Origin of the sequence: Henriciella litoralis (assembly GCF_002088935.1) — a bacterium.
Taxonomy (GTDB): domain Bacteria; phylum Pseudomonadota; class Alphaproteobacteria; order Caulobacterales; family Hyphomonadaceae; genus Henriciella; species Henriciella litoralis.
Window position 1 is genome coordinate 1371499 of record NZ_NCSS01000006.1, and the last position, 23447, is coordinate 1394945.

Annotated in this window: 26 protein-coding genes and 1 pseudogene; 14 read left to right on the forward strand and 13 right to left on the reverse strand. The window is 57.9% G+C overall.

What is annotated here, in order from left to right:
- Positions 1-3: 3 nt before the first annotated feature.
- Together B8783_RS10070 and B8783_RS10075 are read right to left on the reverse strand one after the other, a co-directional pair.
- Positions 4-528: a hypothetical protein gene (locus tag B8783_RS10070; protein WP_084420004.1), complete on the reverse strand. Its 525-nt coding sequence runs from the start codon at positions 526-528 to the stop codon at positions 4-6.
- A gap of 111 nt (positions 529-639) precedes the next feature.
- Positions 640-3351, reverse strand: coding sequence for a tetratricopeptide repeat protein (locus B8783_RS10075; RefSeq protein ID WP_084420005.1), 2712 nt, complete (start codon positions 3349-3351; stop codon positions 640-642).
- Between the two features lie 162 nt (positions 3352-3513).
- On the opposite strand from B8783_RS10075, the gene B8783_RS10080 reads away from it, so the two are divergent.
- The 10 genes from B8783_RS10080 to ctrA all read left to right on the forward strand — a co-directional run bounded on the left by B8783_RS10080 (position 3514) and on the right by ctrA (position 11321).
- Positions 3514-4014 carry a hypothetical protein gene (locus B8783_RS10080; RefSeq protein ID WP_139792323.1) on the forward strand — a complete coding sequence of 167 codons (501 nt, stop codon included), beginning with the start codon at positions 3514-3516 and terminating at the stop codon, positions 4012-4014.
- Between the two features lie 118 nt (positions 4015-4132).
- Entirely contained in the window at positions 4133-5290 is a 1158-nt protein-coding gene (gene mnmA, locus B8783_RS10085) for a tRNA 2-thiouridine(34) synthase MnmA (RefSeq protein ID WP_084422041.1), read from the forward strand.
- A gap of 209 nt (positions 5291-5499) precedes the next feature.
- On the forward strand, positions 5500-5772 hold the full coding sequence (sciP, locus tag B8783_RS10090; protein ID WP_084420007.1) for a CtrA inhibitor SciP: 273 nt from the start codon (positions 5500-5502) through the stop codon (positions 5770-5772).
- Positions 5773-5897: 125 nt separating this feature from the next.
- Positions 5898-6590 carry a hypothetical protein gene (locus B8783_RS10095; protein ID WP_084420008.1) on the forward strand — a complete coding sequence of 231 codons (693 nt, stop codon included), beginning with the start codon at positions 5898-5900 and terminating at the stop codon, positions 6588-6590.
- Positions 6587-7543, forward strand: a complete 957-nt coding sequence (locus tag B8783_RS10100; protein ID WP_084420009.1) for a flagellar motor switch protein FliG — start codon at positions 6587-6589, stop codon at positions 7541-7543. Before B8783_RS10095 ends, B8783_RS10100 begins: the two co-directional genes overlap by 4 nt.
- Positions 7540-7905, forward strand: a complete 366-nt coding sequence (locus tag B8783_RS10105; RefSeq protein WP_084420010.1) for a hypothetical protein — start codon at positions 7540-7542, stop codon at positions 7903-7905. Before B8783_RS10100 ends, B8783_RS10105 begins: the two co-directional genes overlap by 4 nt.
- An 89-nt stretch (positions 7906-7994) precedes the next feature.
- On the forward strand, positions 7995-8255 hold the full coding sequence (fliN, locus tag B8783_RS10110) for a flagellar motor switch protein FliN (protein ID WP_084420011.1): 261 nt from the start codon (positions 7995-7997) through the stop codon (positions 8253-8255).
- 130 nt (positions 8256-8385) lie between these two features.
- Entirely contained in the window at positions 8386-9396 is a 1011-nt protein-coding gene (locus B8783_RS10115; protein ID WP_233355738.1) for a flagellar biosynthesis protein FlhF, read from the forward strand.
- Position 9397: 1 nt separating this feature from the next.
- Entirely contained in the window at positions 9398-10246 is an 849-nt protein-coding gene (locus B8783_RS10120; protein ID WP_084420012.1) for a nucleotide-binding protein, read from the forward strand.
- A gap of 349 nt (positions 10247-10595) precedes the next feature.
- Positions 10596-11321 (forward strand): response regulator transcription factor CtrA, encoded by a 726-nt coding sequence (ctrA, locus tag B8783_RS10125; RefSeq protein ID WP_084420013.1) that lies wholly within the window; start codon positions 10596-10598, stop codon positions 11319-11321.
- Positions 11322-11396: 75 nt separating this feature from the next.
- Here the strand turns inward: ctrA and B8783_RS10130 are convergent, their stop codons facing one another.
- From B8783_RS10130 to B8783_RS10145, 4 genes are all read right to left on the reverse strand, one after another.
- Positions 11397-11924: a hypothetical protein gene (locus tag B8783_RS10130; RefSeq protein WP_139792324.1), complete on the reverse strand. Its 528-nt coding sequence runs from the start codon at positions 11922-11924 to the stop codon at positions 11397-11399.
- A complete protein-coding gene (locus B8783_RS10135; RefSeq protein WP_084420015.1) occupies positions 11921-13339 on the reverse strand; it encodes a mechanosensitive ion channel family protein in 1419 nt (472 codons plus the stop codon). Before B8783_RS10135 ends, B8783_RS10130 begins: the two co-directional genes overlap by 4 nt.
- Positions 13340-13413: 74 nt before the next feature.
- Positions 13414-15327, reverse strand: coding sequence for a molecular chaperone DnaK (gene dnaK / locus B8783_RS10140; protein ID WP_084420016.1), 1914 nt, complete (start codon positions 15325-15327; stop codon positions 13414-13416).
- 211 nt (positions 15328-15538) lie between these two features.
- On the reverse strand, positions 15539-15757 hold the full coding sequence (locus tag B8783_RS10145) for a hypervirulence associated TUDOR domain-containing protein (RefSeq protein ID WP_084420017.1): 219 nt from the start codon (positions 15755-15757) through the stop codon (positions 15539-15541).
- A gap of 143 nt (positions 15758-15900) precedes the next feature.
- On the opposite strand from B8783_RS10145, the gene B8783_RS10150 reads away from it, so the two are divergent.
- A complete protein-coding gene (locus tag B8783_RS10150) occupies positions 15901-16800 on the forward strand; it encodes an NHL repeat-containing protein (RefSeq protein WP_084420018.1) in 900 nt (299 codons plus the stop codon).
- A 3-nt stretch (positions 16801-16803) separates the two neighbouring features.
- On the opposite strand, the gene B8783_RS10155 is transcribed toward B8783_RS10150, so the two are convergent.
- Together B8783_RS10155 and hrcA are read right to left on the reverse strand one after the other, a co-directional pair.
- The gene (locus tag B8783_RS10155) at positions 16804-17409 is read right to left on the reverse strand and encodes a nucleotide exchange factor GrpE (protein WP_233355739.1); all 606 of its coding nucleotides are present in this window, start codon (positions 17407-17409) and stop codon (positions 16804-16806) included.
- A gap of 10 nt (positions 17410-17419) precedes the next feature.
- Entirely contained in the window at positions 17420-18499 is a 1080-nt protein-coding gene (gene hrcA, locus B8783_RS10160; protein WP_084420019.1) for a heat-inducible transcriptional repressor HrcA, read from the reverse strand.
- A gap of 87 nt (positions 18500-18586) precedes the next feature.
- Here hrcA and B8783_RS10165 point away from each other — a divergent pair, with 87 nt between their 5' ends.
- Genes B8783_RS10165 through B8783_RS10175 form a run of 3 tightly spaced genes read left to right on the forward strand, consistent with a single transcriptional unit; the run spans position 18587 to position 21301 of the window.
- Positions 18587-19951: an MFS transporter gene (locus B8783_RS10165; protein ID WP_084420020.1), complete on the forward strand. Its 1365-nt coding sequence runs from the start codon at positions 18587-18589 to the stop codon at positions 19949-19951.
- Between the two features lie 40 nt (positions 19952-19991).
- A complete protein-coding gene (gene rph, locus B8783_RS10170; RefSeq protein ID WP_084420021.1) occupies positions 19992-20717 on the forward strand; it encodes a ribonuclease PH in 726 nt (241 codons plus the stop codon).
- A 59-nt stretch (positions 20718-20776) separates the two neighbouring features.
- Positions 20777-21301 carry a hypothetical protein gene (locus tag B8783_RS10175; RefSeq protein WP_084420022.1) on the forward strand — a complete coding sequence of 175 codons (525 nt, stop codon included), beginning with the start codon at positions 20777-20779 and terminating at the stop codon, positions 21299-21301.
- Here the strand turns inward: B8783_RS10175 and B8783_RS18360 are convergent.
- The 5 genes and pseudogenes from B8783_RS18360 to B8783_RS10195 form a co-directional block, all read right to left on the reverse strand.
- A pseudogene (locus B8783_RS18360) lies at positions 21264-21392 on the reverse strand (CreA family protein); the annotation flags it as partial. The gene B8783_RS10175 and the pseudogene B8783_RS18360 overlap by 38 nt on opposite strands.
- 101 nt (positions 21393-21493) lie before the next feature.
- Positions 21494-21934, reverse strand: a complete 441-nt coding sequence (locus B8783_RS10180; protein WP_084420023.1) for a group III truncated hemoglobin — start codon at positions 21932-21934, stop codon at positions 21494-21496.
- 60 nt (positions 21935-21994) lie between these two features.
- Positions 21995-22495 carry a CreA family protein gene (locus tag B8783_RS10185; protein ID WP_233355741.1) on the reverse strand — a complete coding sequence of 167 codons (501 nt, stop codon included), beginning with the start codon at positions 22493-22495 and terminating at the stop codon, positions 21995-21997.
- Between the two features lie 49 nt (positions 22496-22544).
- On the reverse strand, positions 22545-22790 hold the full coding sequence (locus B8783_RS10190; RefSeq protein ID WP_084420024.1) for a helix-turn-helix domain-containing protein: 246 nt from the start codon (positions 22788-22790) through the stop codon (positions 22545-22547).
- A gap of 15 nt (positions 22791-22805) precedes the next feature.
- The gene (locus B8783_RS10195; RefSeq protein WP_084420025.1) at positions 22806-23336 is read right to left on the reverse strand and encodes a DUF2975 domain-containing protein; all 531 of its coding nucleotides are present in this window, start codon (positions 23334-23336) and stop codon (positions 22806-22808) included.
- Positions 23337-23447: the final 111 nt, after the last annotated feature.

Genomic DNA, 23447 nt, shown 5'->3' on the forward strand with positions numbered 1-23447 from the left:
GCCTCAGAGCAGCCCGCAGGCGAAGAGAACCTGCTCGCTCCAGAAGCCATTCTCCGACTCGTTGAAGGGAATGGTGCTGCTCGCCCCGCCGCCTTCAATCGTCAGCGTCCCTTTATCCTTCTCCCAGATCGCATAGACGAGCGTTGCCGCATCGCTTGATTCACCGCGCTCCAGCCAGGAATAGTCTCCCCGGTCATTGTTCGCGACGTCATGGGTAAAAAGCGCGTCGCCATTGATGCTGAACGTCACCGGCACCAGAATTCCACCCGTCAGCGCGGCTTGCGGTTTCCACGAGACATTCACCCCATACCCAAGCGTGCATCCAACGGAAAACTCAAAGTCAGCGCCCGCATAATCTAGATAGACGGAATAGCCGCCATCCGTGTCAGCCTCGCCATTTTCAATGACACTCCAACCGTCCACGGCCAAAGGCGTCACCTTTTCAGGCCCGGCCTGTGCGCTGGCATGCGATACACAGCTGACAGCGGCCAATGCCGCGCCTGCAACACGTAGATTTTCTATTTTCATCTTGGTCCCACCCAAAGATGGCCTGAAGAAGCTCAGGTCCACCTCGCATCAATGAACCTTTCCGGGCAAACTGACAAGCAACCAAAAATCAAGCCATCGGCACGCTCAGTATCAAAGCTGCTGGCTTGTTCTCTCCACCAGCTTCGGATCCGTCTCGATTGCAATCATTTCATCGACAATGCCCTGAAGCGCTTCGATATCATCGGAAGTGTGCTTGCCTGCGAGAATTCGCTGTCTGAATACCGCCGCAGGAAGCAAAAGATCCCAACGTGCCGTTGGAGACGCAATCTCCAGCAAATCCCGGCGCAATCCCCCAAGGATAGCACCGGCTTCATCAACACAGCCGGTTTCCAGACAGATGACCGAAAGATGATAGTCTAGCAGATGCACGCCGGCATAATCTTCACCTGCCGACGCTGCAAAACCGTCCCGAGCCGCGCGAATAGCGAGAGCAGCCTCTGCGTATTTCTCGGCTTCAACGAGTGTAATCCCTTCGTTTGCCAGATAAGCCAGACACTGCATGTGTTGCTCTCCATGGGAGGCGCAAACACTCTCGCGCAGACGAGTAAAAATCTCTGCAGCCTCAGACCATCGCGCTAGATCGCCATACAGAACACCAAGGTCATTCATGGCTTTCAGGGTCTGTGATCCGTCGGGCCCATATATCACCTCCATTTCGCTGACGGCCGCAAGAATTGTCTTTTCGGCGAGTTCATACTGCCGATTATACATGTAAGCGGCTCCGAGCAGGCTCTTGGCGTCGGCCAGCTCCCACTCTTCTAACACGCCATCGGCGTAGGGTGGCTCAAGCAGTTGTTCCAACAGCGAAATTGCAAGGTCGTGCTGCTCTGTCCGGCTGTACACCTGAGCTAGATTACGCATGATCACAGAACGCATGGTGAGGTTTTCGGCGTCTTCCTCGTCGAGCACCTCCAATGCCGTCTCGTACCAGTAACTGGCATCTTCAAGCTGGAGTTCATGCAAGGCGAGTCGGCCTTTGGAGCGCGCATGGCGCAACCGCACCACCCCCTCAAATTTGCCTCCGGACGCCTCCTCGGCGCGCTTTATGACATCCCCAGCGGCGTCAAATTCAGAGTTCTGCACGAATGCATCTGAAAGGTCGAAGCGAGCGGTTTGCACTTGCGCACTGGAAGGCGGGTAGAGGCTTTCCGACAATGTCAGCGCGTTTTGATATGCTGACGCGCTTTCAGAAAAGCGCCCTAGCCCGCTTTCGACACGTCCCAGCGTTTGCAAAAGGTATATCTGTGTTTCGCTATCATCGGCATAGATCTCCGGCATGATGTCACTGGCACGGGACAATGCATCAGCAACGGTCTGGTCGGGAGAGCCTCCCAGCGTTCGCGGATCGCCGCTGACCAGAATCTCTGTCAGAAATGTATTGCTCGCTTCCAGCTGCTGGCCGCTAACACGCAGCTTCTCGTTTGCTTGATGAGCAGACAGCGCGAAAGTCGTCGACCCAACAAGCGCAACCACGAGCGCGCTGGCTGTTGCGATCATCCATGGTCTTCGCGCACGCATACGCCGAAGTTTCGCATCGGCTTCCTGTGACAGGGTTTCGAGTTCATGCTGGTTCTGCCATTCCTGCTCGTACTTCCAGAAATTCGACAGCTGCTCGGCCAATTGGCCCGCAGATCGCAACCGCATTTCGGCATCGCCCCGAACCGCTGTAGCAATAAAGTCTCGCAATAATGGATGCTCGATATCGGCTTCCCAGCCTGTCGCCAGCGGCTTGTCGATATCTGCAGCCATGATCTGGTAGACGATAATTCCAAGGGAATAGATATCTCCCAACGTGCTGGATGGCTGACCACGCATCCGCTCCGGGGCCATATATACCGGCGTTCCGTGTTCGGGATTTCCCTCGGCATCAACGGTAAGGCCCATTACCGTGAGATTTGCCTGATCCAGAGCTTTCCTGTCGGTCAATCGGCTACTGCCGAGATCAATCAATTTGATCTGATGCTGGTCGGCTTCATTTCCCGGTATCGGTGAAATCACGATATTCGAAGGCTTGAGGTCGCCGTGCAATATTCCCAGTTCGTGAATCCGGGCGACCGCTGATGCGATTTGTCCGGAGAGACTCATCCGCTCGGCAAAACTCAGATTTGAAAGACCTTTATTGCGCGCCCATTTCTGAAAGTCTTCGCCGGCCACTTCACATTCAATGAAGAAAGGTTCGGATTCAAAATTCCAGTCGATTATTTCAGCAATCGGCAGCGATCCGGCCAAAGACTGCTTTGCAAGCCGGAACAGCGTCACCTCGCGCTTCAGTGACGAAAGCGCCTCTCCAGAACTCGCAAACTTGAAAATCCGCGGCTCGCCTGTTTTGCGATGTTGCGCTGTCCAGACTTCGCGCCCCGACCGAGCAGATAGCTGTGTCTCCAGCAACCAGTTGGGCCGTCTTGGCACGGCTTGCCCTTTGGCAAACTCATGGGCGCTTGACAGCTTTCGTCCGACGGCCTGACGCTCAATTGGCCCCTGAAAGCGATAGCCAATTCGGGGATGTGTCACGATCCGCTGCGCCAGATCTTCTCCGAGCGCTTTTCGCAATTTTGCTATGGCGTTGGGCAGGACGTTTTCAACAGTGATGACACCGGGCCAGACGGCTTCGAGAAGCTCATCTTTGGTAACGACTTCATCGACGTTCTCGATCAACACTCGAAGCAAATGCAAAGGTGTTCGTTCAACAGAAACCCGTTCGCCAGCCCTTACCAAGGTCATCGCGGCGACGTCAAAAATCAGATCATCGAAACGGTATCGATACTGAATAGCCCCAATGCGCTCTGACTCCATACGGCGCATACCCCATCGTTAGAGTTTCGTGATTCAACCGTTAGGACATGTCTGCCGAGTACAGCGTTTGATGCAAGCCTTAATCGGCAACCGATAAGGCAAGGCGTTCGATGAAAAGACTCCCGAGCCAGTTGTTTGCTGATCCTAAGCATCAAGGGAAAGGCAAAAGACATGACATTCAAAAGCAAGTTTCGCTTCAAGAGAGGCAAAGTAATTTCAGCTCAGCGAATGAGCGAAACTCATTTGTCAGGCGGCGGACACCATTCAATTAGCTCTCACACCTCCCATTGGTCAGAAGTCAGAGTCGAATGGGAGAATGGTTCGCAGGACGATGTTGATGTATCCGGAAAGTACTCTCCGGGCGACCAAGTCGCTGTTCTGTGGTATGGCAAAAAGAAGGTTGGCGACAAGAACATCACCACCGGGTGGTATTGGTCCAAACGGAACAAATTCAATCCTGTGGGGTCGTTCTTTTTCTGGTTATTCTTTTCGATTGCCGTGATTATCGGTCTGGTGGTTTCGGGATTTCTGGGCCCTTTGGCCATCTTCGGCTGGGGCTTCATTGTGTGGGCCGTTTATGCGGTCAATGAAGTCATGACCATCCATCGGCAAACATGGAAATTGCTTTCACTGATCAACGCAAACACTTCAAGCATCGAGAGTCTGAGTTGAAACACTGACAATTCTCTCCAGCGGCGTTATATGCCCCAGCACACGAAACCTTTGCACGGGCCCTTGAACCCGCTGGAGAGACAAAATGAATATCGCGAATACGGATGCGCCCTCCACGATGGTGGATGGTCTCAATTCACTTGGGTTTGCAAAACCCCCTTCGGAAACACGCGTTGTGGCCGCCATGTCGGGCGGCGTCGACAGCTCCGTCGTAGCCGCCCTCCTCAAGGATGAAGGCTATGACGTGGTTGGTATCACGCTGCAGCTTTATGACCACGGCGCTGCGATCGAGAAGAAGGGCGCCTGCTGCGCTGGGCAGGACATTCACGACGCGCGCAATGTCGCTGACCAGATCGGCATCCCCCATTATGTGCTCGACTATGAAAGCCGCTTTCGCGAGCAGGTGATGGAAGACTTTGCCGACACATATCTGTCCGGCTCCACGCCCATCCCCTGCATCCGCTGCAATCAGACGGTGAAGTTCTCGGATTTGCTGAAAACGGCCAAGGAGCTTGGCGCCGATTGCCTCGCCACGGGTCATTACATCCAACGCACCGATGACGGAAACGGCCCCGAGCTGCACCGCGCCGCCGATGCCTCGCGTGACCAGTCCTACTTTCTGTTCGCCACAACGCGTGAGCAGCTGGACTATGTCCGCTTTCCCCTTGGCGGCCTGCCGAAGACGCAAGTGCGTGAACTTGCAGAGCGGTTCAACCTGCCTGTCGCCTCAAAGCCCGACAGCCAGGATATCTGCTTCGTACCGCAAGGCTCTTACGCCGATGTCGTTGAAAAACTCCGCCCTGGTTCGGGGCGCGGCGGCGATATCGTCCATCTTGATGGCCGGGTGCTCGGACAGCATGACGGCGTCATTCGCTACACGGTCGGTCAGCGCCGGGGTCTGGGCGTCGCAACCGGCGAGCCGCTCTTCGTTGTGAAGATTGATGCGCCCAAGCGTCAGGTCATTGTCGGCCCGCGCGAAGCGCTGCTCACGGCGGGTCTGACCATGGAAGAGCTGAACTGGCTCGGCGATGGCTCGCTGGAAGAGGCGTGTGACCGCGGCGAGGCGGTTCTGGCACGCGTACGATCCACGCGTGAGCCCCTTCCCGCGCATCTTGGATGGTTGAAAGATCAACCAGCAGTGTACTTTTCGATCCCTGAAGAAGGGGTCGCAAAGGGCCAAGCGTGCGTCCTGTACGATTCTTTATCAAAAAGTCGTATCCTTGGGGGTGGTTTTATTTCGTCCACAATCCCTGCGGATGAGCGGATTCTCGCCTAAAATCTGTAGTAAAATGTACAGATCTAGGACACCTGCACCATGCCGGCACAGGTTTGCAAACGTGTGCTTAACGAGGCCGGGAAGAACGTTTTCAATTTTCATGAAAACTCACAGGTCCCGCTGAAATTTGATTTAATTCCGCTGCGCTAAGACCAATTCCTAGGCGCAGAACGCGTCTTCGGTATCAACCGCTAGTAAGGGTAGATCTCATGGCGCAGCAGAATGCGAGAACTTTTAGTGTAAATGGCCCGGATGGGCAGCCACTGACCCGGGAGGACTTGCCGCCTCCCGGTATCCGTCGCTGGGTTACCCGCCGCAAGGCAGAAGTGGTGGCAGCCGTGCGCGGCGGCCTCCTGTCCAAAAACGAAGCTTGCGAGCGATACGCCCTCTCGGAAGAAGAGCTGGCCGGCTGGGCACGTCTTTACGAGGAATTTGGCACCAAGGGCCTGCGCACGACGCGGCTCCAGAAGTATCGTGCCTAAGGAGATCTGGCGCTCCATCAACCGCAAACGGCGCGAACGTTAAAGCGCCGTTTACGCTGACCTGCCTAGCATCTGGCTGAACGTGTCCCTCATTTCCAGGGTCGCGGCGGACTCAGGGGCAGGCAATGTCAGTGATAAGGTCAACCTTGCCAGGAGGCACGCGGCTGGCGGCGCTTATCGCGCTGGCCATTACCGCGTGCCTTTTCGCATGGCGGGCAAACACGCTGCTTAGTGACGGCCTTGCCGACAGCGAGGCCCAGTCTTTCGAACAGCGACAGCTGACCAGTCTTCTGGAGCCCGTTTTCGGGCGCAACAATGTCAGGCTGGCCTCAAATCGCGTCGAAGATGGTTCGCGACGGTTTCTCGTCATGGTGAACTCGGCGTCGGATGATGTCGTCGTGGACGCGCAAACCTTCGAGCGCATGGTGACCATCCTGGAAGCTGCGGCGGGCTATGACCGCGCGACCGACAGCCTGCACGTCCAGCCCTTTGAGTTTGCAAGCGGCACGACGGGCGGCTTACAAACGATCGACCTGTTCGAGCTCGGCGCTATCTCGCTCGTCGGGTTTCTCCTGCTCTTTACCGCCCTGACCCCTTCGCGCGGGCGTCAAGAATTGCCGATGCCGCTCCGGCAGGACAATGATCCCCCACTTGCGACCGAGACACGCCAGCCGCCGCAATTGAGGCCCGCGCTGGTTCCGCGCGCTGCGGCCAATGAAGATATCAGCGAACAGGCAAGGCAGCTTGCCCGTGAGAATCCGCGCGAAACCGCCCGAATTCTCAAAGCCTGGATGAATCAGGAAGGAGACGAGCGATGAGCCTTCTTGCCCGTTTGCAAACCACCGAGACCGCGATCGCGCCAGGCGTCGCCAAAGCGGCCCGCCTGATGCGTGCGCTTGGGCCGGCTGCCGCGCAGATCTGGGGTGAGCTGTCTCCTGACGATTCGAGAGAATTGCGCGCCGCGATGACGTCCGGCGAGATTGATCTCAGCGAGCCGTCATCGACAGAGGCCGCAGCCCTTGTTTCCGAACTGGAGATGACGCGCCCGCCTTTCAGCGCGCCGTCCGAGGTGCCTGCCATGACAGGTATCTGGTCGCGCATATCAGCCATGGCGCCAGCCCAACTCGCCAACGCCATTCGCAACGAGCACCCGCAGACAATCGCGCTTATCCTGTCGCGGCTCTCCCCGCCAACCGCCTCTCAGGCCGTTCGGGCTTTGCCGCGCCTCATAGCCATCGATGCCCTGCGCCGTTTGCTCCATCTCGGGCGCCCGACGCAGTCATCGACATCGATCATCGCAAAGTCGCTGTGTGCAGACCTGGAAGGGTCAGGCTCGTCAGGTGCCGGCCAGGGCGATGAAGCCGTGGCCCGGATTTTTGACCGTCTCGATACTGCCACCGAGGAAGGCCTCCTGTCGTCCCTCGACAAGTCCGAGCCGGGCGCGCGCGAGCGTATCCGCGCGCTAATGTTTACGTTTGACGACCTCGCGCGCCTCGGACCAGCCGCCATCCAGACCATTCTGTCCAGCGTCGACCGGGCAGATCTCGCCACCACGCTGAAAGGCGCAAGTGCCCCGGTCTGCGAAGCGTTCTTCCTCAATATGACCCAGCGCGCAGGCGATATGTTGCGCGCAGAAATCGAGGCACTCGGCCCGGTCCGCAGATCGGTCATCGATGCTGCTCGCGATGAGATTACGACTCTCGCCCGCACGCTCGCGCGGCGCGGTGATATTCTCTCGGCAGATCATGAAGACGATGAGTTGGTCGAATGACGAAGACTGAAGTTTCAGGCCTCAGGCCGTTCGAATTCCAGAGCGATTTTTCCCCGCCAGCTCCGCCGCCCGCACCAGCTGATGATCGTATACTGATCAGCGTCGCAGAACTTGCCGGCTTGCTGGACGACACCCGCAACAATACGGCCAAACTCGTCCGTGACCGCTATGTCCAGCAGCAGACAGAGGCGATGAAACAATCGTCTGCCTCACTGCGCACAGCGCTGATCAAGGTCGTCGAACTCGCAGATGCCCTTGAAAAGGCAACGCTTTCCAGCGAGGTCCGCGCGGAAGCAAAATCCAAAATTCGTCAGATTGCTGCAGAGTTGGTTGACGGACAGGGCAATCTCTTTCAGACGTGATTCGCTTGTCAAATGACATCAGCGAGACTGGTAACCGGTCGGAAACCATTACACGCGAGTCTTCGCAACAGACGATGAGGGAGCACACCATGAGCGCTAACCGTGCACCAGACGCAGGTCTGTTCGATGTCCCCGTACGCGTTGATGTCGTGCTGGGTGAAGCCCGTATTCCCATCGAGGAATTGATGGCGCTCTCGCACGGCGAGATTGTCGCGCTGGAAAAATCCGTCACTGAACCTGTCGACATCTATGTCTCTGACCGCCTCATGGCGCGCGGCCGACTGGTGGTCGCTGATGGACAGCTCGGCGTGAAACTTTCAGAGATCATCGACGAGCGCAAAGCCGCCTGATCTCCCTCTCAAACCTGATCACTGTCCCGGCTGATTTGTTCACAGCCTATTTCTCCATTCCTAACAAATCGACAGATTTCGTTAACCTTTCCGCGCGAATGTGTGATTCCAGAAGTGGAGTTATTTGCTCATGCGCATGAAAATGTTCGCAGCTGAAAGCGTCGAAGCGGCCAAGGCAATGATCTTTGCCGAGATGGGCGACGACGCGATTATTCTTTCAGAACGCGAAGTTCCTGGCGGCGTGGAAGTGCGTGCAGCGACGGACAAGCTGGGCGGCGGTATGGTGCCTAGCGATCCGCGCTTCCTGACACGTTTGAACCGGCCTGTAGGCGCCGCCCCACGGCCACAGGAAAATCCACTCCGTAATCGCGTGCGCGATGCCTTGATCTGGCATGGCGCACCACAGAGATTTGCTGAGCGTGTTGCAGACGCAGGCGCGCCCATGTGTGCGCGGTCGCAAGACCCGGCCGAGATTATGGCCAGCGGCCTCGATGCCCTGATCACATGTGATCCGATCCCGCCAATGCCGACGCGCGACATTCTTCTTGTTGGCCCTCCAGGCCATGGCCGAACAGCTGTCGCCGCTAAACTCACGCGCCGCGCGGCGGTCGCCAAAGCCAAGATTCTGCCAGTCGCAGCTGACCTTGATGCCACCGCTGGCGGCGCACAGCTTGCTGCCTATCTGGAGCTTGAACAAAAACAGATCCGTGTCGCAAAGACGCCGGATGACCTGTTCAATCTTCTGAAAACAGCCCGTCAAAACTCAGAACGCTGCGTCATCGACCTTCCCGCAATCGTGCCCTTCGATGAAGAAGACATGGGAAATCTCGAGCAACTGATTTCCGTCATTGATGCCGAGCCGGTGCTCGTGCTTTCAACCGAAGGACACCCCGATGACCTCGCAGACATTGCCCGCGCCTTCGCGCGCGTCGGTGTTCGCCGGGCCATTATAACCAAACTCGATGTTACCCGCCGAAGAGGCGGTGTCGTCGCCGCCCTTTCCGGCGCAGGTATCGCATTTGCCCATCTCGGCGTGACACCATTCATCGGCGGCGGACTAGTCCCGGCCGCTCCAGGCCGGCTTTCAAGAATCCTGCTGGAAGAAGCTCCAGCAGATATCGCACTAAGAGGAGCTGCATGAGATGAGCTTCATGCTTCCAAAATCCATGGACAGATCTAACCGGTTGCCCAAGACGCCCCAGCGGCGAGTTGAGCCTGGAACGATTATCGCTGTTGCATCTGGCAAGGGCGGGGTCGGCAAGACCTTCATGTCGATCACACTCGCAAGTGCCTTTGCCAATCTCGGAGAGCGAACGCTCCTCGTTGATGGCGATCTTGGCCTTGCCAATGTGGACGTCCAGCTGGGCATCGCCCCTGAGACCGATCTCGCAGCTGTCATAGCCGGCTGGATCGAGCTTGAGGATGCCGTGATCAACGTCGATGGCGGCGCCGGGAAAGGCGGATTTGATGTCCTTCCGGGCCGCTCAGGTTCAGGCGCCCTGGCTGAGCTATCGCCAGAAGAAGTCGCCCGTCTCGCTGCAGGCCTGTCCTCTCTGTCGCTGCAATATGACAAGATCGTTCTCGATCTTGGCGCTGGCATCGAAGCCAACTGCATGCGTCTTGCTCGGGCAGCCGACAAAGCGCTGATGGTCATTACCGACGATCCGTCCTCGATGACGGACGGGTATGCCTTCATCAAGGTCCTTCGCGGCTATGCACCTGACGTCGAACAACATATCGCGATCAATCAGGCGCCAAACCGCGCGACCGGTCAGCAGACCTATGAGGCCATCGCAATGGCCTGCCGCCAGTTCCTCGGCTTCCGCCCGACACTGGCAGGTGTTGTCATGCGAGACGAAAAAGTGCGTGAAGCCGTTCGCCGCCAGCGTACCCTCATCTCCACCGATCCGAAGGCTCAACCGATCCAGGATGCGATCGCAATTGCCCAGACATTCGTCACACGCGGCAAGCGTCCGCACCTTCCGATCTAGGCTGACGGCCATTAATTATTTCAGAGGGGCGCGGCCAACACTGCGCCCCTTTTTCATGTGGCTGAACGCAATTTCGGTAAAGAGAACCTCAACTCGGTAAACCATTAAACATTGAAACATCTGCGCCGAGCAGCATATCCGGGCCCTACTTCCAGACAGTTTGAGAGCATTTTTTCCTGCAGCGTCAGGGGCTTGCAGCAAGGCAAGGATGGCGCGGCCCTCAAACGGAAAGTGTGAACAAATTCTGCGGTTTTATTAGCCCGTTAATTCTCTGGTAATTATCGGTTCGTAGATTCACATTGGTTAATGGGGCGGCTACGTTGTCGCTAGACTGATTCGGGAGCAACACATGAGAGTTCTTCTTATCGAAGACGACAACTCCGTCGCCCGCAGCATCGATCTGATGTTGAAGGCCGCCGGTTTCACCACCTACACCACCGATCTGGGTGAAGAAGGCGTCGACCTGGGAAAGGTGTACGAGTTCGATATCATCATCCTCGACCTCTCCCTGCCAGACATCTCCGGCTACGAAGTTCTCAAACAGCTCCGCATGGCGCGCATCAACACCCCGGTGCTGATCCTGTCGGGCAATCCAGACATCGAAGCCAAGGTCAAGACGCTCGGGTACGGTGCTGACGACTACCTGACCAAGCCGTTTAACAAAGATGAGCTGATCGCCCGTATCACAGCCATCGTTCGCCGCTCCAAGGGTCACGCTGAAAGCGTCATCCGCACCGGCGAAATCCTCGTGAACCTCGATTCCAAGACCGTCGAAGTCGATGGCGACCGCGTCCACCTGACCGGCAAGGAATACCAGATGTTTGAGCTGCTTTCGCTCCGCAAGGGCGTCACGCTCACCAAGGAAATGTTCCTCAACCACCTTTATGGCGGCATGGACGAGCCTGAACTCAAAATCATCGACGTGTTTATCTGCAAGCTCCGCAAGAAGCTCGCAAAGGCCACCGCCACCAACGAAAATCCAGGCGGCGAGCATTACATCGAAACCGTCTGGGGCCGGGGCTATGTGCTTCGTGATCCTAAGAAATCCAAAGACGAGGCGCTCGCAGCGGCCTAAAGCCCACGCCCAGTCTGGAATACCCCGTTATCAGCGAAACCCCGGCCTTTGCGCCGGGGTTTTTCTTTGTCGCTATTATTTCTTCAATCCGGCCTGCTCAGCCAAAGGCTTCAGACTTTTCAGAAACGCCGCGACCTCCCCAGCCAGTGGACCCGTCTGAAACTGCTGTAGAGCCTCTTGCGTCCAGTCCACGCCGTCTCCAAGGCTTGCCTCCAGGCGGGTGGCCTCATGAAGCTGCTGCGCAGACAGCGGCAAACGCCTGGCTTCCCTGATCAGCACCAGCATCTCGTGAATTCGGCGCATGACACCGAACGCCTCTGACATCGGTTTTATCAAACTGGGGTCATCACGCCAGCTACGGCCATCAAACACGTCCTGCGTGACGCGCTGGCCTGCACCATAGCAATTAAACAGCACGCACCCTTTGAAGCCGCGCGTCTCCAGCGACGCATGGATCGTGCACGCATGGTCAGGCCCAAGATGCTTGCACCCTTCCCCACCCGGCTTGTCGAACGCGAACATGTCCGACTTGTCGAATGGAAGCGCCATACAACAGAGCGCCGCACAGGACGTGCACTCAGGCTGCAGACTGACTGTGCTCATTCGCCCTCGTCGCCGCCACCGGCGTCTGCGCTGCCCTTGTCACCGCCCCCGCCATCAACCGCGCGGCCAGCGGGCTGCGGACCGGACGTGGACTTGCCGCGGTTCTTCTTCGACGCCTTCGCACTGGAGCTTTTATGCTTGTCAGGCACGTCACCTTCATCGACGTCATCTGCGCCATCCTCAGCCTCCTCAGAGGCCTCTTCGTCAGACGGCGGTGAATAGGCTTCTGGCGCAAAGCCGTCCGGCAGCTTTTCGAAATAAAGTGAGCGGCTAGGAAAGGCGAAGCCTGCGCCAGCTTCTTCCACCGTCTTCTTCACGAAGAAGGCAAGCTTTTCCTTGATGGCCAGCCATTCGCCCCATGTCGTCGTATTGGTGAAGCAATAGACCATGACGTTCACGGCACTGTCGGAGAACTCATCGACATGCACGAATGTGGAGACCTCGGCGGCCGGCGCGAAGTCATCTTCAGACGAGATATAGTCTTCAATGGCATTGCGGATCTCTGTCAGCTGCTCATCGGTGGTCCGATACTCCAGTCCAACCTTCCAATAGATCCGGCGATGCGTCATGCGCGAGAAGTTGGTCAGCGGATTATCGGCGAGCTTCGAGTTTGGCACGTAGACCGGCGCCTTGTCGAAGCGGCGCACTGTTGTCGAGCGGAAGCCGACATCTTCAACTGTCCCCTCAACGACACCGTCCACAAACACCCAGTCACCCTTGGCCAGACGGCGCTCACCAATGATAGTCATGCCCGCAATAAGGTTCTTGAAAAGGTCTTGCGCGCCCAGCGCAACGGCAACCGAAAGAAGCGACAGCGACGCGAGGAAGGGCATCACCGGCACGCCCCAGACGTCAAGAATGGCCGCGCCGCCGACAAAAGTAACAATCGCTTTCAGGATACGCCCGAGCCAGCCCACAAACGTCTCGCCGAGCGTCCGCTGCATGCCAGTGACCAGCTCAAGCAGCGGAGAAACGACACGGTAGAGCGCCCAGAAGATCGCCCCGATAATGATCGACTTTGTCAGCGACCCAAAGAATGTGTCGACCTCACCGCTCGCGCCGAGCGCTTGCGCCGCAAAGAAAATGCCGGCCGCGATTGGGAAAAGCGCAATAGGCGGCTTAAGCGCCTTGACCATATTGTCATCGAAAGTGTTGTCGGTCTTGCCAGCCAGCTTACCGATGGTCGCAACGATAAAACTGGCCAGGAGTCCGCGCAGCAAAAACGCCGCGGCAAGGATGACAAGCGCCACGAGCCCCCGGCCGATTGGTTCACCGAGAAACCCGGTGTCGAGCACGGACTGGACCTGCGACCAGAAGCCTTCCAGTGAGGATAATATCCCCAGATCGTCGGTATTGACGCTTTCGGCGGCGCCGCCGCCGTTTCCGCTTCCGCCGTCCTGGACTCCGAATATCATGTCAGCCTCGCGCTAATACCAAAACGCCCCGCAGGGTCTGCGGGGCGCCTTGTTTTTAAGTCTGGTGGAAGGGTTTAGGCCGACTTGCGACCGTCGTCCACTTCCTCAAAGTCTGCATCCACGACATCGTCGTCGCTTCCGGCAGAATCTGCCTTCGCATCTGCCTCAGCCGATTCAGCCTGCTGGCTGGCATAGATCGCTTCACCAAGCTTCATCGCGGCGGTCATAAGCGCCTGATGCTTGGCCTGGATATCTGCAAGGTTTTCACCTTCAGCAGCGGTCTTCAGCTCTTCAGCGGCTTTCTCGATCTCGGCCTTCACTTCGGTGCCAACCGCGTCGCCATGCTCTTCGAGCTGCTTCTCGGTCTGGTGCACCAGGGCTTCGGCGCCGTTTTTGGCTTCGACGAGTTCGCGGCGTTGCTTGTCTGCGTCAGCGTTCGCCTCGGCATCCTTCATCATCGAGTTGATCTCGTCATCGGAGAGGCCGCCATTCGCCTGAATGGTGATCTTCTGCTCTTTGTTCGTCGCCTTGTCCTTGGCGCTGACGGACACGATGCCGTTTGCGTCAATGTCGAAGGTAACTTCAATTTGCGGAACGCCGCGCGGTGCAGGCGGGATACCTTCCAGATTGAACTGGCCAAGCACCTTGTTGTCGGCCGCCATTTCACGCTCACCCTGGAAGACGCGGATCGTCACGGCCGGCTGATTGTCTTCAGCGGTCGAGAAGGTCTGACCCTTCTTCGTCGGGATTGTGGTGTTGCGGTCGATAAGACGCGTGAACACACCGCCGAGCGTTTCGATACCGAGCGACAGAGGCGTCACGTCGAGCAGAACAACGTCTTTCACGTCGCCCTGAAGCACGCCGCCCTGAATGGCTGCACCGATGGCAACAACCTCATCCGGGTTCACGCCCTTGTGTGGCTCCTTGCCGAAGAACGACTTCACAGCCGCCTGAACAGCCGGCATCCGGGTCATGCCGCCAACGAGAACGACATCGTCAATCTCGGAGGTCGATTTGCCAGCATCGGCGAGCGCTTTCTTACAAGGCTCGATCGTGCGCTTCACGAGGTCCTCGACGAGGCTCTCGAACTTGGCACGGCTCAGCTTGATGTTGAGGTGCTTTGGACCGGACTGGTCAGCCGTGATGAAAGGCAGGTTCACTTCATACTGCGAGGCAGATGAAAGCTCTTTCTTCGCCTTCTCGGCTTCTTCCTTCAGACGCTGCAGGGCAAGCTTGTCCTTCTTCAGGTCAATGCCCTGATCCTTTTTGAACTCGTCAGCCAGGAAGTCGACGATGCGAAGGTCAAAGTCTTCACCACCGAGGAAGGTGTCGCCATTGGTCGAGAGAACCTCGAACACGCCATCACCGATCTCGAGAAGCGAGACGTCGAACGTACCGCCGCCAAGGTCATAGACTGCAATCGTCTTGGACTCTTCGTCCTTGTCGAGGCCATAGGCCAGCGCAGCCGCTGTCGGCTCGTTGATGATGCGCAGCACTTCCAGACCGGCAATCTTGCCTGCGTCCTTGGTGGCCTGACGCTGGGCGTCGTTAAAGTAGGCTGGAACGGTAATTACCGCCTGCTCGACTTTCTCGCCGAGATAGGCTTCTGCCGTTTCCTTCATCTTGGTCAGGATGAATGCAGAGATTTCCTGCGGCGCGTATTCCTTGTCGCGGCCTTTAACCCAGGCATCGCCATTATTGCCTTTGACGATGTCAAACGGCGAAATGGCCTTGTCCTTCTGCGCCGTCGGGTCGTCGAACTGACGACCAATCAGACGTTTGATCGCATAGAAGGTGAAATCCGGGTTGGTGACGGCCTGACGGCGCGCCGGCATCCCGATGAGGCGTTCGCCGCCTTCGGTAAAGGCAACAACCGACGGGGTCGTGCGGGCGCCTTCAGAGTTTTCGATAACTTTGGCTTCGCCACCATCCATAACCGCAACGCAGCTATTGGTGGTACCAAGGTCGATTCCGATAATTTTTCCCATGTCTCTTACTTTCTCTTCTTTCAGCCGCCGCAGTTTCGATTTCTTGGCCTGTCGAGGCAGCACCCCGAAACAGCGGCTCTACGGGTTGAGATTTTCACGCCCGCTTTTCCACGAACGTGTCTTCAAGCTGCGATATGGGAAAGCCTTTCGCAGGCTCAAGAGGCTGGCTCACATTTCGGTGAAACTCCCTGCGCAATTTCATGACGTTTCATCAGGCCTTTTGCAGCTCGGAATGGCTCTTCAACACGGCGTCACCATCGTCCTGAACGATGTAATAGGCTGGATTTTCATCATCCGCATCGCGCGTCACCTCAGATCCCTTGATCTTGCGGGTGACCTTTTCGGTATACGTCTTCTCGACCTCGCCAGTTCCGGTGCCGTTACCCCAGTCCCATTGGACCTTCGTGCCGACATTGTACGCCTTGCTCATATTCAGTCTCCTTCTGCCCTGACGAACGCGAATGCGCGCGAAAAGGTTCAGGCGGGACGCGGGGCGACCCCGGGCAGTTTGCCATTTTCTGGCCAACTCCGCGCACTAGTCTCAAATGTAAACCGAAGCACACGGACCATCCTATGCCCAGATATTTCGCCGCGCCGCTCCTCAGCCTCCTGCTTGCCAGCGCCTGCCAACCTGCAGACTCCCCTGCAGAGGATGCGAGCGTGCCGCCTGAAACCGAAATAGACGTCGAAGACAGCACAGACGCACCGGCGACTCACCAAACAAGCCGTGAGCCAAGCCCGGTCGCCCTCACGGAGAACTGGGCCGCAACCGGTCTGCCCAACCCATCAGCCGTCACGCCCTCCGACGAGGGCGGTCTCTTCGTGGCCGGCATGTCTGATGGCACGGGCCAGATCCACCGGCTGTCATCTGATGGCAAAATCATCGCGCGCGATTATGCGACCGGGCTCTCCAAGCCATCCGGCCTGCAGATGGATCGCGGCTTTCTCTACGTCGCAGATACAGACGAGATCAAAGTCCTGCACCGGCTGGACGGGACTGAACTCAAATCCATCCCTGTTTCAGGCGCAACGCGCCTTTCTGGCATCGCTGCATGGAATGCCAGCCTGATGATCGCTGAACCGAGCGCAGGGCGCATATACCGCCTGTCAGGCGACGATGTCGGCATCTGGATGGAAGATGCGCGTCTCGAAGGCGTAAGCTCTCTCACGGCAGACCAGAACCGCCTCGTCTTCGCCTCCTCAAAGACGGGGAGCCTCTATGAAGTCACTGAATCCAAAGAGCTGAAAGAACTCGCCACGGGCCTGATGGCGCCCGACGGCGTCGCCATCATCGATGATGGCTATCTTGTTTCATCTCTGGTCGGCGGTCTCTACTTCATCGATGCCGACGGCGCCTCATTCGACCTCAAGATGCCTGAGGTCAGAGGGCCACTGCTCAGTATGGGCGACATGACAATTGGCCTGTCGCCCAAGCCGGGCACAGTCACCGCGTGGTCCATCGAGAAAAAATAGAGCCTAGTTCGCCTGTCCGGCGCTGACGGCCACCATAGCAGCCCGCAACACACGGTCGCCGATACGCCAGCCGGTCTGGTAGGTCTCGGCAATTGTACCCGACGGCTGATCCGACGGCACCTGGCTGACAGCCTGATGCAGGTTCGGATCAAACGCTTCACCCGGCTCAGCGGCGACAGACGTCACGCCGTGACGGGCAAGCTTCGCGTGAAGCTCTTTCTGCGTCATCTCGATGCCGTTGAGCAGGTTTTGCCCTGCCTCGGTCAACGCAGCGCGCTCCTCATCCGGCAGCGCCCCAAGCGCGCGAGACAGATTGTCTGAAACGCTCAGCATGTCGCCTGCAAATTTCTCGACCGCATAGACCTTGGCGTCGGACACTTCACGCGCAGCGCGCTTGCGGACGTTTTCTGATTCAGCCAGCGTGCGCAGAATCTGGTCTTTGAGGCCGGTGACCTCGCCTTCCAGCTCGGCGATGCGGGTTTCGGCGTCCGGGCCTTCATTATCTGCTTCAGCAGCCGCTTCAAGCGCTTCTGATTCCGGCGAACCGGCATCCAGTGTTTCGGTTTCAACCGCTTCTGGCGGGCGTTTCTGATCTTCACTCATGCTCATTTGTCACTCTTCATGTTTTCTGGCGCTCACCGAGAATCTGACCAACCACCCGGGCCGTATAGTCCACCATCGGGATCACACGGGCATAGTTTAACCGGGTCGGGCCAATCACTCCAAGTGCGCCGATAACCTCTCTTGAGGCGTTCATATAGGGGGCAACGATCAGGCTTGAACCCGACAACGGAAAAAGCCTGTTCTCCGAACCGATAAAAAGTCGCACGCCTTCGGCTTCCCGGGTCGAGTCCAGCACCTCCAGAAGGCCCTGCTGACGCTCCAGAATATCAAACAGTTGCCGCACCTGCTCCATGTCTTCTGCAGCGCGCGCATCAGACAGCAGGTTGGCGCGGCCGTGCACGATTAGTGCGCGTTCCTCTCCAGGCACCTGCCCGCCCCATTCCGCCAGCCCTTGCTCAACAAGCGAGGTTGCAGCTGCATCGAGCTGCGCGCGGCGCTGCGCAATTTCCTCGCTGATACTGGCAGAAGCCTCTCGCAGCGTCTTCCCCTTCATCCGGGCGGCGAGATAATTGCCCGCCTCAATCAGCGTTGTTGCCGGCAGTCCCGGCGGAATTTTCACGAGCCGGTTTTCGACATCGCCCATTTCGTCAACCAGGATGCAAAGCGCTTCGCCCGTGGCGAGAGGAACGAACTCCACATGCCGCACCGGCCGTTCACGCGTTGGCGAGGACACAAGCCCTGCGCCCCCGGCCAGACCTGACAAGATCGACGAAGCTTCCTTCAGCATGCCCTGCATGTCCCGCCCGCCAGAGCGCAGCCTGTCCTCGATCTCCTGCCTGTCGCGATCCGATGGCTGACCAATCTCAAGAAACCCGTCGACGAAGAGGCGCAAGCCGATATGCGTCGGCAGACGGCCCGCAGACACGTGCGGGCTGTCCAGTAGGCCAAGGTCAGTGAGGTCCGCCATGACATTGCGGATCGAAGCCGCAGACAGACCGATCGTGCCTTTGGAAAGGGTCCGTGACCCGACAGGCTCACCCGTTTGCAGATACGTCTCCACGATCTCACGAAAAATCGATCGTGAGCGCTCATCGAGGCTCTGAAGAAGGCCGCTTGAAGAAGAAAAATCAGTCATGTTGGCGAATTTTCGATCTTTGCAATCACCGGTTTTATATTGGCGTTTTCGCTTGGAGCGACACACAAAATCAGATTGTGTGGCGCTATGTCGAGTGTCCCTGAAAAACTACCCCTAACACAAGTCATCGCATATGGTTCGGTCGGAATACCGTTCGGGGCCGTTGGACTGCCCATGGCTGTCTTTATCGCGCCTTTCTATGCAGACCAGATGGGGCTCGGCACCGCAATGGTCGGTGTTATCTTCATGGTCCTGCGCTTCTGGGACCTGTTTTCTGATCCTGTCATGGGCTGGCTGGTCGATACCCGCCCCTCCCGCCTTGGCAAGGTGCGTCACTGGCTGTTGATGGCCGTGCCGATCCTGCTTCCGGCGGTCTGGCTCCTCTATAACCCGATAGGCCCACCCATTTCGCCTCTGGTCCTCGCGGTCATCCTTTTCGTTTTCTACATTGGCACGACGATGATCGTGACCCCGCACCAGGCCTGGGCCCCGTCCATCGCGCGCAGCTATGACGAACGTTCACGCCTCTTCATGTGGCGAGAGCTGTTCTCGATTTCCACCATGCTGATCATGCTCGCCCTGCCGACCATTCTCGCCACGACAGGTGGGGTCGATCGCGCGGCCCAGATTTCCATGATGGGCTGGATTCTCGTTATCGCTCTGCCGCTCACCGTAGGCGCCGCCGTCTGGCTCGTGCCGGACCCGAAACCCGCATCAGACCTGCCAAAAGCGGACTTCAGCGCAAAGGCGATCACCGACGCACTGAAGAAAGCCACGCTATGGCGCCTGCTTGCGACCGAGATTTTCATCGGCATCGCCATCGCCGGTACGGCCGGCACCTTCCTGTTCGCCTCCCAGTGGGGCTTTGGCATCATCGAACTCGCACCGCTCATCCTGATGGCGCACTTCATCGCCGGTTTTGCCGCCATGCCGTTCTGGGTGTGGATCTCGAAACGCACTGAAAAATACATAGCGATGCGACTGGTCTGCCTGTTCTCAGCGGTGACCTACATCTCATATCTGCCGCTCTCGATGATGGACGTCGGCCTGTACGGCCTGCTGGCCGCAGCCGTCATCAGCGGGCTCGGCTATGGCTCGCCCTTCATCCTCGTTCGTTCCATGATGGCAGACCTTGTCGAAGCTGAAGAAGTGCGCGGCGGCGGCAATCGCTCCGGGCTCTTCTTCTCCCTCATGTCGGGGGCCTACAAGACCGGCGCGAGCTTCGCGATCGGCATCCCCTACATCCTCCTTGGCGTGCTCGTGGGCTTTAATCCGGCCACCGACAACTCACCGCAAACTGTGCATGGCCTGATGCTGGTCTTCGTCGGCGTGCCAGTTGTCTCATATGCGCTCGCTGCACTATTGATCTGGCGCTATCCGATCACGCGCGCGGCGCAGGCCAACAATGCGGATGCACTCGGCATCGCCCCGACGGTCGACGTGATCGACTGAATATGCCTAAAGAGCGCGCAAGATGCTCTAAGGAAAGATCATGACAGAATTCACCCGCCCCTCGGGCCGCGCCGTCGATCAACTGCGCGATATCGTGCTTGAAACCAACGTCACCCGCTACGCCGAAGGCTCCTGCCTCGCAAAATTCGGGCACACCCACGTTCTCTGCACCGCTTCCTGGCAGGACAATGTCCCGCCATGGCTGCGCGGTCAGGGCAAAGGCTGGGTCACCGGCGAATACGGCATGCTGCCCCGCGCGACCCACACACGCGGCCGCCGCGAAGCAACCGCCGGCAAGCAGTCCGGTCGCACGCAGGAAATCCAGCGCCTCATCGGCCGCTCGCTGCGCTCAGTGGTCGATCTCTCCGCGCTTGGCGAAAACCAGCTCACCATCGACTGCGACGTGCTGCAGGCCGATGGCGGCACACGTACAGCCTCCATCACGGGCGGCTTCGTCGCCATGGCGCTCGCGATGAAATACATGCGCGAAGAAGGCGTCATCAAGACAGACCCGATCACCAAGCAAGCCGCAGCCATCTCCGTTGGCCTCTTCAAGGACACCCCCGTCCTTGACCTCGACTACCCTGAAGACTCCGGCGGCGAAGGCGACATGAATGTCGTGATGAGCTCCGACGGCGGCTTCATCGAAATCCAGGGCACCGGCGAAGAACGCCCAATGACCCGCCCGGAAGTCGAAGAGCTTCTGAAGCTCGCCGAAAAGGGCTGCAACGAGCTTTTCGAGGCGCAGCGCAAAGCGATCGGCTAACCCGGACCTGCGCGCTATGCCGCGTGGTTCGGTTTCGATGATGGGCGTATCGTGCGCCCATGGCCGACATAGCGATCAACCGAGCAGACGACCCGGAGAACTTGCTCTTGTTCAGGTCTCCGCGGCTCGTCCTGCTTGCCTGGTTGCTCGCTGGACCGCTTACTCCAGCTTTTTGGCTATGGCTGCTGATAGATGGACGTCCGCATTTAGCTGAACTACCGCTTATGCTCTTCGTAACTGCCGTCCCCACGACCATCGGCGTCTCACTGGCCCTGCTGATTTACACGAAATTTCGTATCAAGAGCGATATCAATGTGTTTCTCGCCGGCTTGGCTGCATTCACTTTAACGCCCGTTGTACTCCTTCTGGGTTTGGCCGGGTTCGACCTCATCCGTCAGGTTTCAACTGGCTTTGATGCACTAAACTTTTTGGGATTGGCCGGCACCTTGGTGTCGAAATTTCTACCTATCGCCTATGTGATGGGCCTGCCATTGGCGCTGATGTCTTATTCCATCATCAGGGTAATTGCACTGAAGCGCATCCGGCTTAATCCGCCAGAGGCTTCTCACGCCCCTGCCACGTAACATCCGCGCCATAAAGCGGCACGGTCGACAGGCTCATCTTGGCAGACCCATCCACCAGTTTGCGGCTGAAAGAGACATACATCAGCGAGTCCGTTTGCGGATCGCGCGCCCACTTCCACGCCGGCTTGCGCTAGACGGCGACATACATCATCGCTTCAACCACCTGAGTACAGATGCAGCGAAATGCGTGGACTACCCACTCGCCTCAAGGCTATCCAGCCCGAACATGGCAAGCTGCAGGCTTTGCGCAATGCGCTCGGCGCGTTGCATGAAATAGGCGACGGTTTCTTCGCCAGGCGCAATCTCTTCCAGCGTCCTGTGAAACAGCCCAAGCCACAGACCGAAATCCTCGCGCTTAATCCCGTCAAGCTTCATATGCGCCGGCACCGGCTTGCCGGAATAGCGCCCCGCATTCATCGCGACCGAAGCCCAGAAATCCTTCAGCTTTGAGAGGTGTTCTGGCCAGTCATCCACCTCGCCATTGAAGATGGGGCCAAGGCGCGGATGGGCGCGCACACGCGCATAGAAGGTCTCGACCAACTCCGAGATGAAATTGTCGTCAATGCCAAGACGGGCAGCGTTTTTCTGAATGGCGAGCCGTCGCTCTTCCGCCGAGCGGACTTGATAGGTCATGCCCGTACTCTGCTAGATAAATCCGATCCGGGCGATAGGGACATCACCTGATAGTGCAGCCTAGTCGCGCGGTTGAGGCTTTTCCCGCCCCTGCCACGTCACATCCGCGCCATAGAGCGGCACCGTCGACAGGCTCATCTTGGCGGAGCCATCCACGGGCTTGCGGCTGAACGAGACATACATCAGCGAGTCCGTCTGCGGGTCATAGATCCGGCGTACGGCGAGCTGCTTGAAGATCAGCGACCGGCCCCTGTCCCAGACTTCCTCGCCAGAACGGTCCAGATCGATCTTGCCGATGACAATCGGCCCGGTCTGCAGACAGGAAATCGATGAATTGGACGGATCCTCGAACCAGTTGCCCTTGCCGAGCCGGTCCCAGACGCCGCGGTCGAAATACGAGACATGACACGAAATCCCGGCGATCTTAGGATCGGCCAGCCGGTCGATCTTGATCTCATTGCCCAGCCAGTCATTCTTGAACTCGCCCGCCTCGCGGTCACCGCCAGTACATGCCACGAGCGTCAAAGTAAGGGCTACACCCGCAAAAAATCTGTTTTTCATGATCATGGAAGTGCAACCGCGCTGCGGCGAGGAGGTTCCGAACTTCACCTTAGGCCGCGGCCTCATCTGACTCTTCTGCCGCGCCATCACCCTCTTCATCGAAGATCAGGATGTCACCGGGCTGGCAGTCCAGCTCACGGCAGAGCGCTTCCAGCGTCGAGAACCGCACGGCCTTGGCCTTGCCCGTCTTTAGAATGGACAAATTAGCGAGCGTCACACCAACACGGTCTGACAGCTCGGTCAGGGACATGCGGCGCTCAAGCAGAACGCGGTCGAGAGTTACGCGAATGGCCATATGGTTCGAGGCCTCCTAAATCGTCATCTTCTCTTCCTCACGCAACCGGCTTCCTTCTCGGAAGACCTGCGCAAGGATGAAAAGCGCTATGACTGCCGCCCAGGCAGCAAGGTTAATGCTGAGGCGCAGGGGCTGATCCGTGCCAAGATCGACAAATACATTCAGCAGGATCACACTGAGATACCGCGCCAGCTCGATCAGCGCGATGGCCACAGCAATGCGCGTCAGGCGCGGCCCATTCTCGGGCACGAAGGGGTCACCGGTTGCCAGGGTCGACAGGATTTTCCGTAGCTGCATGCAGACATAGATGATGCCCGGCGCAAAAACGGCGAGCCCGGCAAGACCCGCGATAAACTGTCCCGGCGCGACATCCTCGACATAGGCTTCCATGCCGGGAACGCGCATAGTGCCGCCATTCAGGCTGCCGATCAGACCAGCGCCAATAAGAAGAAAAGCGATCACACCGCTGACAACAGCAATCCAGATCACAACCTGCATCAGTCCCGACAGGAAGGCAGCCATGGAGTTTTGCGGGCGGATCGTCATATGTCTCTCATAACCTCTTGAGGCGGTTTACATGACCGTCTCTTGTCTTCCAACCAGTAATTTACCGTTAAACGATAATACTCTTTGTTCAGAAAGCAAGATCGGAGCCAC